Annotated in this window: 10 protein-coding genes; 6 read left to right on the top strand and 4 right to left on the bottom strand. The window is 66.4% G+C overall.

Translation table 11 applies throughout. From position 1 onward, the window contains the following. The first annotated feature begins 95 nt into the window (after positions 1-95). Positions 96-773 carry an isochorismatase family protein gene (locus KB879_RS14660; protein ID WP_013953523.1) on the top strand — a complete coding sequence of 226 codons (678 nt, stop codon included), beginning with the start codon at positions 96-98 and terminating at the stop codon, positions 771-773. Between the two features lie 87 nt (positions 774-860). Beyond that, on the top strand, positions 861-1,487 hold the full coding sequence (gene ycaC / locus KB879_RS14655; RefSeq protein ID WP_013953521.1) for an isochorismate family cysteine hydrolase YcaC: 627 nt from the start codon (positions 861-863) through the stop codon (positions 1,485-1,487). Positions 1,488-1,570: 83 nt separating this feature from the next. On the opposite strand, the gene KB879_RS14650 is transcribed toward ycaC, so the two are convergent. The 4 genes from KB879_RS14650 to KB879_RS14635 all read right to left on the bottom strand — a co-directional run bounded on the left by KB879_RS14650 (position 1,571) and on the right by KB879_RS14635 (position 6,685). Continuing rightward, on the bottom strand, positions 1,571-2,929 hold the full coding sequence (locus tag KB879_RS14650; protein WP_211981897.1) for an MFS transporter: 1,359 nt from the start codon (positions 2,927-2,929) through the stop codon (positions 1,571-1,573). A gap of 47 nt (positions 2,930-2,976) precedes the next feature. Continuing rightward, complete coding sequence (locus KB879_RS14645) at positions 2,977-4,581, bottom strand: benzoate-CoA ligase family protein (RefSeq protein WP_013953519.1); 1,605 nt, start codon at positions 4,579-4,581, stop codon at positions 2,977-2,979. An 83-nt stretch (positions 4,582-4,664) separates the two neighbouring features. Beyond that, positions 4,665-6,212, bottom strand: a complete 1,548-nt coding sequence (locus KB879_RS14640; protein WP_041228688.1) for a 3,4-dehydroadipyl-CoA semialdehyde dehydrogenase — start codon at positions 6,210-6,212, stop codon at positions 4,665-4,667. An 8-nt stretch (positions 6,213-6,220) separates the two neighbouring features. Then, complete coding sequence (locus KB879_RS14635; RefSeq protein ID WP_211981896.1) at positions 6,221-6,685, bottom strand: DUF4863 family protein; 465 nt, start codon at positions 6,683-6,685, stop codon at positions 6,221-6,223. A gap of 88 nt (positions 6,686-6,773) precedes the next feature. Between KB879_RS14635 and KB879_RS14630 the strand changes: the two genes are divergently transcribed. The 4 genes from KB879_RS14630 (at position 6,774) to boxA (ending at position 12,449) form a co-directional block, all read left to right on the top strand. Further along, positions 6,774-7,736, top strand: coding sequence for a helix-turn-helix transcriptional regulator (locus tag KB879_RS14630; protein WP_013953517.1), 963 nt, complete (start codon positions 6,774-6,776; stop codon positions 7,734-7,736). A gap of 157 nt (positions 7,737-7,893) precedes the next feature. Next, the gene (gene boxC / locus KB879_RS14625; RefSeq protein WP_211981894.1) at positions 7,894-9,552 is read left to right on the top strand and encodes a 2,3-epoxybenzoyl-CoA dihydrolase; all 1,659 of its coding nucleotides are present in this window, start codon (positions 7,894-7,896) and stop codon (positions 9,550-9,552) included. Between the two features lie 45 nt (positions 9,553-9,597). Further along, positions 9,598-11,025, top strand: coding sequence for a benzoyl-CoA 2,3-epoxidase subunit BoxB (gene boxB, locus KB879_RS14620; RefSeq protein WP_211981892.1), 1,428 nt, complete (start codon positions 9,598-9,600; stop codon positions 11,023-11,025). Positions 11,026-11,168: 143 nt separating this feature from the next. Then, on the top strand, positions 11,169-12,449 hold the full coding sequence (gene boxA, locus KB879_RS14615) for a benzoyl-CoA 2,3-epoxidase subunit BoxA (protein WP_013953514.1): 1,281 nt from the start codon (positions 11,169-11,171) through the stop codon (positions 12,447-12,449). The last annotated feature ends 7 nt before the right edge of the window (positions 12,450-12,456 follow it).

Raw genomic sequence — 12,456 nt, 5'->3', positions numbered from 1 at the left:
CCGGTGCGATCTGCCAAGACCTATGCTTTGCCCACACGGTCGGCTTGGGACTGCCCCGAGTCGCCGGTTTCGCCAACCGCATAGGAGAAAGCCACATGACCACACCCGCGAATTTCAACGGCAAGCGTCCGGTACTGGATCCCGCCGATACGGCCATGCTGCTGATCGACCACCAGAGCGGCCTGTTCCAGACCGTTGGTGATATGCCGATGCCTGAGCTGCGCGCCCGTGCTGCCGCGCTGGCCAAGATGGCGACGCTGTGCAAGCTGCCAGTGATCACCACGGCATCCGTGCCGCAAGGCCCGAACGGCCCGTTGATTCCGGAAATCCACGAAAACGCCCCCCATGCCAAATACGTCGCGCGCAAGGGCGAGATCAACGCCTGGGACAACCCCGACTTTGTCGCCGCGGTGCGTGAGACGGGCAAGAAGACCCTGATCATCGCCGGCACCATCACCAGCGTGTGCATGGCGTTCCCGTCGATCAGCGCGGTGGCCGACGGCTACAAGGTGTTCGCCGTGGTGGATGCCTCGGGCACCTATTCCAAGATGGCGCAGGAAATCACCCTGGCGCGCATCGTCCAGGCCGGCGTGGTGCCGATGGATACCGCCGCCGTGGCCTCTGAACTGCAGCAGAGCTGGAACCGCCCCGACGCGCAGCAATGGGCCGAGGTCTACACGCAGATCTTCCCGGCCTACCGCCTGCTGATCGAAAGCTATCTCAAGGCCCAGGACGTGGAGAAGAACCACGAGGTCCTGGACTCCAAGCGCTGACGCCAGGCTGGCAACGGCCTGCACACCCCGGGTGCGGACCCTCGGCGAACGCCGCGGGTCCGCACCTTCTGTTCACAGGAGAACGTCATGAGCAAGCCCTACAAGCGCCTGGACAAGAGCCAGGCCGCCGTCCTGATGGTCGATCACCAGGCCGGCCTGCTGTCGCTGGTGCGGGATATCGAGCCCGACAAGTTCAAGAACAACGTGCTGGCACTGGCCGACCTGGCCAAGTACTTCAAGCTGCCGACCGTCCTGACCACCAGCTTCGAGGATGGCCCCAACGGACCGATGGTGCCCGAGCTCAAGGCCATGTTCCCGAACGCACCGTTCATTCCGCGCCCGGGCCAGATCAACGCCTGGGATAACGAGGACTTCGTGGCCGCGGTGCGTGCCACCGGCAAGAAGCAACTGCTGATCGCCGGCGTGGTCACCGAGGTTTGCGTGGCCTTCCCGGCGTTGTCGGCGATCGAAGAGGGTTTCGAAGTCTTTGTCGTGACCGATGCCTCTGGCACCTTCAACGAAATCACGCGCGATTCGGCCTGGCAACGGATGTCTGACGCTGGCGCGCAGCTGATGTCGTGGTTCGGCGTGGCTTGCGAACTGCATCGCGACTGGCGCAACGACATCGAGGGTCTGGGCACGCTGTTCTCGAACCATATTCCGGACTATCGGAATTTGATTACGGCGTACACGGCAGTGAAGGGCAGCAAGTAAGCAACGCCCTTCAGCGAGCCGCTGGTTTGTTCCCCTCTCCCGCAAGCGGGAGAGGGGAACACCCAAGTGGCAAGCAAGGTCCCTCAGGCTTCCTTCACAGCCCCCCTCACCGGCGGCGCAGCGACTTCCGCCTGCGCCGACGCCGAGCGCCGGTGATTGATCATCGACACCGCCCCCACCGCAATCACTGCCGGGATCGCCATCGCCAGGAAGTTCTGCTGCAGCGGCAACGACATCCCCACCAGCACGCCGATCACGATCGGTGCCAGGATGGCGCCGCTGCGTCCCACGCCTGAAGCCCAGCCGATGCCGGTGCCGCGCACTGCCATCGGATAGAACTGGCCCGCATAGGCATAGGTGACGATCTGCGTGCCGATGGTGGAAGCACCTGCCAGGCCCACCACGACGAACAGCGCTGCGCTGGGCATCGGGTAGCCCAGCAGCGTGATCGACACCGCGGCCAGCGAGTACATGGCGATCAGCACGTACTTGATCGGCAGCCGGTCGGCCAGCCAGCCGCCACCGATCGCGCCGAGCATGGCGCCGAAGTTCAGCACCAGCACGAAAGTCAGCGCCGAGCCCAGGCTGTAGCCCGCGCCCGCCATCAGCTTGGTCAGCCACGAGCTGAGCGCGTACACCATAAACAGGCACATGAAGAACGCCACCCAGAACATCACCGTGCTGAAGCCGCGGCCGTCCTGGAACAGGCGGCGGATCGGCGCGCTGCCGGCGTTGTCGTCCGCAGCCAGCGTGAAGACGTCGCCGGCTTGCGCGCGATGCGACGGCACCAGGCGCGATACCACGGATTGCAGAGCGTTGGTCTGGCCGGTGCGGAGCAGGTAGGGCATCGACTCCGGCAGCGAGCGCAGCACCAGCGGGACCAGCAGCACGGGCAGGCCGGCAGCGAGGAAAACCGACTGCCAGCCATAGCTCTCGATCAGCCCCTTGCCCAGCAGCGCGGCCAGCATGCCGCCGACCGAATAGCCGCTAAACATCAGCGTCACCAGTGTGCCGCGCAGCTTGCGCGGCGAGTACTCGGTCATCTGCGCCACCACGTTTGGCATCACGCCGCCGATGCCCAGGCCTGCGAGAAAGCGCGTGATGCTGAACGTTACCGGGTCGCTGGTAAAGCCAGCCGCCGCGGTGAAGACGCTGAATAGCGCAATACAGATGGCGATGGCGCGCCTGCGGCCGATGCGGTCGGCCACGGTGCCAAGGAAGATCGCGCCGAACATCATGCCGAACAGCGCCGAGCTGACCATGAAGCCCGCGCTGGTGGCCGTCACGCCCATCTGCTTCATGATCGATGGCAGCGCGATACCGGCGACGGCCAGGTCGTAGCCGTCGAAGATGATGATGATCGCGCACCAGAACAGGATAAGCGCGTGGAAGCGGTTGAAGCGGGCCTCGTCGGCCAGCTTGTGGACATCGATCTGACGCATGGTTTGTCTCCGGTATGGTGGTATGGCGGGGCGGCCGGCGTCGCCGGTCACGCCACCGCGGCGGCGCGCTCTTCGGCGGCCTTCAGTTCGCGCTCGCGCAATACGAAACGCTGGATCTTGCCCGTGGCGGTCTTGGGCAGTGCCTCGACAAACTCGATCGCACGCGGGTATTTGTAGGCGGCCAGCCGTTCCTTGACGAAGGCCTTCAGCTCGCCGTCGCCAAGCTGCGCGCCCGCCTTCAGCACCACGAAGGCCTTGGTCTTGACCAGCCCTTCCTGGTCGGGCACGCCGATCACCGCGGCTTCCAGCACGGCCGGGTGCTGCACCAGCGTGGCCTCGACCTCGAACGGCGATACGTAGATGCCGCTGACCTTGAGCATGTCGTCGCTGCGCCCGGCGTAGCTGTAGGTGCCGTCGGGGTTGCGCACGTACTTGTCGCCGCTCTTGGTCCAGCCGCCGCGGAAGGTCTCGCGCGACTTCTCGCGGTTGGCCCAGTACATCATGGCGGCGCTGGGGCCCTGGATATAGAGGTCGCCGATTTCGCCGTCGGGCACCGGGCGGCCTTCCTCGTCGCGCAGTTCGATGGTGTAGCCCGGCACCGGCCACCCGGTGGTGCCGTAGCGCACCTGGCCGGGCCGGTTCGACAGGAAGATATGCAGCATCTCGGTGGAGCCGATGCCGTCGATGATCTCGCAGCCAAAATGCGCGGTGAAGCGCTGGCCGATGTCGGCGGGCAACGCCTCGCCGGCGGACGAGCACAGCCGCAGCGCCACCTCGTCGCGCGCGGGCAGCGCCGGCGATGCGAGCATGCCGGCATAGCCCGTGGGCGCGCCGAAGAATACGGTCGGCTTCTGCTCGCGCCAGCGGCGGAAGGTGGCTTCGGGCGTGGGCCGCTCGGCCATCAGCACTACCGTCGCGCCCACGCTGAGCGGGAAGCTGAGGCCATTGCCGAGCCCGTAGGCGAAATAGAGCTTGGCCGCGGAGAAGCAGATGTCCTGTTCCTGCAGGCCGAGCACGGGGCCCGCATACAGGCTGACTGTCCAGTACGGATTTCCGTGGCTGTGCACCACGCCCTTGGGCTGCCCGGTCGAGCCGGACGAATAGAGCCAGAAGCCGGGATCGTCGGGACTGGTCGCGGCAGGCGCGGACAACGGCGCTTGCGTGGCGAGCACGGTATCGAGCGCCACCATGCCGTCCGGCAGCGGCCCGCGCGCCCGCGACACGAACACCTTGCCGACTTCATGCCCGGGCCGCGCCAGCGCTTCCTGCAGCAGCGGCAGCAGCGCGGCCGAGACCAGTACCGCCTGCGCGCGGCTGTGCTGCAGCATGTAGACGTAGTCGTCGGCGGTCAGCAGCGTATTGACGGCAACCGGCACGATGCCGGCATACATCGCGCCCAGGAAGCACACCGGCCAGTCCGTGCAGTCGTGCATCAGCAGCAGCACGCGCTCCTCGCGGCGGATGCCGGCATCAAGCAGCGCGGCGGCCAGGCGGCGCACCTGCTGCGCCAGTTCGCCATAGCTAAGCTGGCCGTCGTCGTCGATATAGGCGGTCTTGCCGGTGCGCCCCGCGTTGCAGCCGAGCAGGTGCGCCGCAAAGTTGAAGGACGTGCCCGGCGGCTGGACCGGGACGTCTGCTGTGATGGCGGTCATGCGTGTCTCCCCGTTTCTGGTGTACGGTGTGCTGCGCGCCGCCACGCGGGCGTGGCGGCGCGGTAAAGCCGGATGGCTGACTGTCAGGCGAGGGTGTCGAGCACCGCGGTGCTGGCCTGGATGGCGCTGCGGCGGTGGTAGAAATTCAGCGCACGCAGGCCGCCCAGTTCCTCGCCGCCGCCGGCGCGGCCGGGGCCGCCGTGCAGCGATTGCGGCATCACGTTGCCGTGGCCGGTGTGTAGTTGCCCGACGTCGGGCGAGATCACGTGCACGCGGCCGTGGCTGTCGGCCAGCTCCACCGCGGCGGCGCCCAGCGCGGCAGCGTCATTGCCATAGAGCGATGTCACCAGCGAGCCCTGGCCGCGGCGCACCAGCGTGAGCGCGTGGGCGGTATCGCGGTAGGGCAGCAGGGTGGCTACGGGGCCGAAGACTTCGGTGTCATGCACCGCGGCGGCGGCGTCCGCATCGTTGACGCCGAGCAAGATCGGGCCGATGCAGCAGGCTACGGCGGGATCGGCATCGACCAGTGGCTGCTGCGTGCCGTCGTGCAGCACCTGTGCATGCTTGCGCAGGTTTGCAAGGCCTTCCTGTACGGCGTTGAACTGTGCGCGGCTGACCAGCGCGCCCATGCGTACGGCGTCGTTGCGCGGGTTGCCCACGGTGACTTTCGACAGGCGCGCACCGATGGCCTCGGCAGCTTGCGCGAACAGCGCCCCGGGCACGAACACGCGCCGGATCGCGGTGCATTTCTGGCCTGACTTGACCGTCATCTCCCGCACCAATTCCTTGACCAGCAGGTCGAAGGCTTCGGTGTCCGGGCCGTCGCCTGGCAACAGCACCGCGGAATTGATGCTGTCCGCCTCGATATTCACGCGCACCGAGCGCTGCGCGATCGCCGGGTGCGAACGGATCACCGCGGCCGTATCGGCCGAACCGGTGAACGACACCACGTCGAACGGCTGCAACTGGTCGAGCAGTCCGGCCGAGCTGCCGCACACCACCGACAATGCGCCGGCCGGCAGCACTCCGGCCTCGACCACGTCGCGCACCATGCGCTGGGTCAGCCAGGCGGTGGCGGTAGCGGGTTTGACGATCACCGGCACGCCGGCCAGCAATGCCGGCGCCGCCTTCTCCCACAGTCCCCAGCCCGGGAAGTTGAAGGCATTGATAAAGAGCGCCACACCGCGCGTGGGCACCAGCACGTGCCGGGACTGGAACAACGGGTCCTTGCCCAGCCGCGCGGCCTCGCCATCCAGCAGGTAGTGCCGGTCGCCGAGCGTATCGCCCAGCTTTGCGTAAGTGCCCAGCGTGAAGATGCCGCCATCGATGTCGACCGCGGAGTCGTTCCTGACGGTGCCGCTGTTGGCCGTGGCGATGTCGTAATAGGCATCGCGATTGGCCTGCAGCACCTTGACGATGTCGGCCAGCAACGCGGCGCGCTGGCGATAGGTCAACGCGCGCAGGGCAGCGCCGCCTTGTTCGCGGGCAAAGGCGAAGCCGGCCGCGAGGTCCAGCCCGGTGGCGTCCACGCGCACCAGTTCGTCGCCCAGCACCGGATCGAACAAGGGCGTGCCGGCACCGCTGCCGGCCTGCCACTTGCCGCCGAGGTAGTTGGATAGCAATTCGGTCATGGGGGATCTCAGCGCGTGAAGTCGATGCGGCCTTCCGGCAGCAGGTAGAGCACCAGCGCGCGGCCGTTGCTGACGGTGGGGCGGCGGGCGCTGCCCGGCGGGCACACCAGCCAGCCGGCGGGGCGGCCGTCGAACTGTGCCTCGCCCTCGAGCGGCATGATCAGGTCGATCTCGCCGTTGGGATGGGTGTGATGCGGGCCGGCAATGTCCTGCATGTCGACCACGTCGACGGAAAAGCCGTGCAGGTCGTCGGCAGGCTTGAAGATGCGGCCATAGCGGATGCCGCCGCCTTCGCGGTCGCACAGCCAGCCTTCGGCCACGCCGGCCTGGCATGCGTCCTTCAGTTGCTGGTAGGTGGGGCTGCCGGCGCCGTGTTCGGCATTGAGCCAGGCATCGAGTGCGGTATCCAGCGGGCGGCCTGCCAGTTGCGCGGTGAGCTGCGCGATCTGGCTGCGGAATTCTGTGGGGGACATGGTGAGGGGCTCCGTCTGATTCGCCAGTTGCTATCACTGGCTTCATGCATTATTGTGCATGTACGAAAAATAGAGCCGCACAGAAATCATGTCAAGCACTATATTGCATAAAGCTGGGTTAACCCCGGAAGCCGACCTGCACCATGATTCAGATGCAAGCGCTGCCAACGGCACCGAGAAGAACCCGTTCCTGGTCACGCTCGGCGAGCGTGTGCGCGAGCTGCGCTCCTGCCGCGGCCTGACCCGAAAGGCCGCCGCACAGGCCGCCGGCGTGTCGGAGCGGCACCTGGCCAACCTGGAATACGGCAGCGGCAACGCTTCCATCCTGGTGCTGCAGCACATTGCCGATGCGCTGCAGTGCTCGCTGGCCGGGTTGCTGGGCGACGTCACCACGTCGTCGCCTGAATGGATCCTGTTGCGCGAGCTGCTGGAGCACCGCGACGAAGCCACGCTGCGGCGCGTGCGCGTTGCCGTGGGCGAGATGCTCGGCACGGGTGGCGACAATGCCGGCCAGGCCGCGCGCAGCCCGCGCGTGGCGCTGATCGGGCTGCGCGGCGCCGGCAAGACCACGCTGGGCGGGATGCTGGCCGAAGACCTGGATTTCCCCTTTGTCGAGCTGAGCCGCGAGATCGAGAAGTTTGCCGGCTGCAGCATCTCGGAGATCCAGGGCCTGTATGGCATGAATGCCTACCGCCGCTACGAGCGGCGCGCGCTGGAAGAAGCCATCCAGATCTATCCCGAGGCCGTGATCGCCACGCCCGGCGGCCTGGTCTCTGATCCGGCCACCTTCAACCTGCTGCTGGCCCACTGCACCACGGTCTGGCTGCAGGCGGAGCCGGAAGACCATATGGAGCGGGTGCGCGAGCAGGGCGACTTCCGGCCGATGGCGGCCAGCAAGGAGGCCATGGAGGACTTGCGCCATATCCTGGCCGGGCGCGCGGCCTTCTATTCCAAGGCGGAGTTCTCGCTGGACACCAGCGCGCAGCCGCTGGAACCCACATTTGCCGCGCTGCGCGAACTGGTACGCCAGGCCCTGCGCATGCCGTTGTGACGGCTGAGGCGCAATAACGCGGCATCGGGCCGTGACCGGCACCTCTTGAGAAATCTGCACAATATTGCTTGCAGAAATTCTGCTTGATGAACTATAGTTCGTCTCACCAGATTCCTGTTCGTGCAAAATAGTGCAGTTTCGCAGAGGAGACACCGCCGTGACCACCGCCCCCCGCGTCGACTACCAGACCGCCCCCACCCAATACAAGCACCTGAAGCTGACGTTCGACGGCCCCGTCGCCACGCTCGCGGTGGACATCGACGAGAACGCCGGCCTGCGCCCCGGCTACAAGCTCAAGCTCAACAGCTACGACCTCGGCGTCGATATCGAACTGAACGACGCGCTCAACCGCGTCCGCTTCGAGCACCCGGAAGTGCGCACCGTGGTCGTCACCAGCGGCAAGGACAAGGTGTTCTGCTCCGGCGCCAACATCTTCATGCTGGGCGTCAGCAGCCATGCGTGGAAGGTCAATTTCTGCAAGTTCACCAACGAGACCCGCAACGGCATCGAGGATTCCTCGCAGCACAGCGGCCTGAAGTTCCTGGCCGCGGTCAACGGCGCCTGCGCCGGCGGCGGCTATGAACTGGCGCTGGCCTGTGACGAGATCCTGCTGGTGGACGACCGCTCGTCGGCCGTGAGCCTGCCGGAAGTGCCGCTGCTGGGCGTGCTGCCCGGCACTGGCGGCCTGACCCGCGTGACCGACAAGCGCCACGTGCGCCATGACCTGGCCGACATCTTCTGCACCACCACCGAAGGCGTGCGCGGCCAGCGTGCCAAGGACTGGCGCCTGGTCGACGACATTGCCAAGCCCGCCGTGTTCGCGCAGAAAGTGCAGGAGCGCGCGCTGGCGCTGGCAGCGCAGAGCGACCGCCCGGCCGACGGCAAGGGCGTGCCACTTGCCCCGATCGAGCGCACCATCGAAGCCGATGCGCTGCGCTACACGCATGTGACGATCGGGATCGACCGCGCCGGCCGCACCGCCACCTTTACGGTCAAGGCGCCGACGGGCACGCAGCCGCAGAACATCGATGACATCGTTGAAGCCGGCGCCGCCTGGTACCCGCTGCAACTGGCGCGCGAACTGGAAGACGCGATCCTGTCGATGCGCACCAATGAACTGGACATCGGCACCTGGCTGATCAAGACCAGCGGCGACGCCGCCGCGGTGCTGGCCACCGACGCCACGCTGCTGGCGCACAAGGACCACTGGCTGGTGCGCGAGACCATCGGCCTGCTGCGCCGCATGCTGAGCCGCCTGGATGTGTCGTCGCGCAGCCTGTTCGCGCTGATCGAGCCGCAATCGTGCTTTGCCGGCACCTTCCTGGAACTGGCGCTGGCCTGCGACCGCAGCTACCACCTGGCCTTGCCGGACGACGAGGAGCGCGCACCGAAGATCACCGTGGCGGAAGTCAACTTCGGCCTCTACCCGATGGCCACCGGCCAGAGCCGCCTGGGCCGCCGCTTCTACGACGAGCAGCCCGCGCTGGACGCGGTGCGCGCCAAGGCCGGCCAGCCGCTCGATGCCGATGCCGCCTATGCGCTCGGCCTGGTCACCGCCAACCCCGACGACATCGACTGGACCGATGAAGTGCGCATCGCGCTGGAAGAACGCGTGGCGATGTCGCCCGATGCGCTGACCGGCATGGAAGCCAATCTGCGCTTCAACGGCCAGGAAAACATGTTCACCCGCATCTTTGGCCGCCTGACCGCGTGGCAGAACTGGATCTTCCAGCGCCCCAACGCAGTGGGCGAAAAGGGTGCGCTCAAGGTCTACGGCAAGGGCGACAAGGCCGCCTTCGACTGGAACCGCGTCTGATCCAGCCTTACACGACAACCGAATCGTTCTTTGAAGGAGACCTCCATGTCCGGCATCAACTACAGCGACAAGATCCCCAACAACGTCAACCTGAGCGAAGACCGCACCCTGCAGCGCGCGCTTGAGCAGTGGCAACCGAACTACCTGAGTTGGTGGAACGACATGGGCCCGGAAGGCTCGCACCAGCATGACATTTACCTGCGCACCGCGATCAGCGTCGATCCGCAGGGCTGGGCCCACTTCGGCCACGTCAAGATGCCGGACTACCGCTGGGGCATCTTCCTGAACCCGGCCGAGGCCAACCGCAAGATCCATTTCGGCGACCACAAGGGTGAGGATGCGTGGCAGGACGTGCCGGGCGAATACCGCGCCAACCTGCGCCGCATCATCGTGACGCAGGGCGATACCGAGCCGGCGTCGGTCGAGCAGCAGCGCCACCTGGGCCTGACCGCGCCCAGCATGTACGACCTGCGCAACCTGTTCCAGGTGAACGTGGAGGAGGGCCGCCACCTGTGGGCCATGGTCTACCTGCTGCACAAGTACTTCGGCCGCGACGGGCGCGAGGAAGGTGAAGCGCTGCTGGAGCGCCGCAGCGGCCAGCAGGACAACCCCCGCATCCTGCAGGCGTTCAACGAGCAGACCCCGGACTGGCTGTCGTTCTTCATGTTCACCTACTTCACCGACCGCGACGGCAAGTTCCAGCTGTGCGCGCTCGCCGAAAGCGCCTTCGATCCGCTGGCACGCACCACGAAGTTCATGCTGACCGAGGAAGCGCACCACATGTTCGTGGGCGAATCGGGCGTGTCGCGCGTGATCCAGCGCACCTGCCAGGTGATGAGCGAACTCAAGACCGACGAGCCCGCGAAGCTGCGCGCGGCCGGCGTGATCGACCTGCCGACGCTGCAGCGCTACCTGAACTTCCACTACAGCGTCACCATCGACCTGTTCGGCGCCGATGAGTCGAGCAACGCCGCCACCTTCTACAGCACCGGCCTCAAGGGCCGCTACGAAGAAGGCAAGCGCATGGACGACCACGTGCTCAAGGGCCAGACCTACCGCATCCTGCAGGCGCAGAACGGCCAGCTGACCGAGAAGGAAGTGCCGATGCTCAACGCACTCAATGAAGTGCTGCGCGATGACTACATCAAGGACAGCATGGGCGGCGTGGAGCGCTGGAACAAGGTCATCGAGAAGGCCGGCATCCCGTTCCGCCTGAAGGTCCCGCACAAGGCTTTCCACCGCAATATCGGCGCGCTGGCCGGCGTCAAGGTTTCGCCGGACGGCCGCGTGATCTCCGATGCCGAATGGCGCGACTTCCGCGACCAGTGGCTGCCCAGCGAAGGCGACCGCGCCTTTGTCGCCAGCCTGATGGGCCGCGTGGTCGAGCCGGGCAAGTTCGCCAACTGGATCGCGCCGCCGGTGATGGGCATCAACCGCCAGCCGGTGGATTTCGAATACGTGCGCTTCAATTGAGCCACGGTCTTACCCATTGCTCCCTGTTTGCTCCCCTCTCCCGCTTGCGGGAGAGGGGCCGGGGGAGAGGGCTGGCGCGTCCATGAAGCGCCGCTGCAACAACGACCCTCACCCCGAACGCCCCTGATTCTGTGGAGACCGCCATGGACATGGCAGAAATTCAAGTCATCAAGCAGCACCTGATCGATCCCGAGATCTGCATCCGCTGCAACACCTGCGAAGCGACCTGCCCGGTGGGCGCGATCACGCACGACTCGCGCAACTACGTGGTCGATGCCGACAAGTGCAACCTGTGCATGGCCTGCATTTCCCCGTGCCCGACGGGCTCGATCGACAACTGGCGCGCCATGCCGAAGCTGCGCGCCTACAGCATCGAAGAGCAACTCACCTGGGACACGCTGCCGGAAGAACTGACGCCCGAGCAGCTGGCCGACCTGGCACCCGGCGCCGAGATGCAGACCGCCGCGCCGGAGATTCCCGCCACGTCGCCGCTGGCCGGCACCGGTGAAGACGCCGTCAACAGCGCCCGCCACGGCGCCACCGTGCCGCCGTGGTCCGCAGCGCATGCCTACACCAACCTGTACGGCGCCAAGTCCGCCAACCAGACCATCACCGCTACCGTGACCGGCAATGTGCGCGTGACTGAAGTCGGCCGCGAATACGACACGCATCACATCGTGCTGGACTTTGGCGCGACACCATTCCCGGTGCTGGAAGGCCAGTCCATCGGCATCGTGCCGCCGGGCACTGAAGCCAGCGGTCGTCCACACCATGCGCGCCAGTACTCGATCGCCAGTCCGCGCAACGGCGAGCGTCCCGGCTACAACAACCTGTCGCTGACGATCAAGCGCGTGCTGCAGGACCATGACGGCAATTCGGTGCGCGGCGTGGCCTCCAACTACATGTGCGACCTGAGGGTCGGCGACAAGGTGGAAGTGATCGGACCGTTCGGCGCCAGCTTCCTGATGCCCAACCACCCGCGCTCCAACATCGTGATGATCTGCACGGGCACCGGCAGCGCGCCGATGCGCGCCATGACCGAATGGCGCCGGCGCCTGCGCAAGGCCGGCAAGTTCGATGGCGGCAAGCTGATGCTGTTCTTCGGCGCGCGCACGCAGGAGGAGCTGCCTTATTTCGGCCCGCTGCAGAACCTGCCCAAGGATTTCATCGACATCAACCTTGCGTTCTCGCGCACGCCGGGGCAGCCCAAGCGCTATGTGCAGGACCTGATGCGCGAGCGCGCGGCGGACCTGACGGCACTGCTGGCGAGCCCTGACACGTACTTCTATGTGTGCGGGCTCAAGAGCATGGAAGAGGGCGTGGTGCTGGCGCTGCGGGACGTAGCGCAGCAGGCGGGGCTGCAGTGGGAGGCGCTGGCTGAAGGCTTGAAGCGGGAAGGGCGGCTGCATCTGGAAACGTACTAGATGCAGC

The organism is Cupriavidus sp. KK10 (assembly GCF_018223725.1).
Lineage (GTDB): Bacteria > Pseudomonadota > Gammaproteobacteria > Burkholderiales > Burkholderiaceae > Cupriavidus > Cupriavidus necator.
This window is presented reverse-complemented; position numbering and strand designations above follow the sequence as displayed.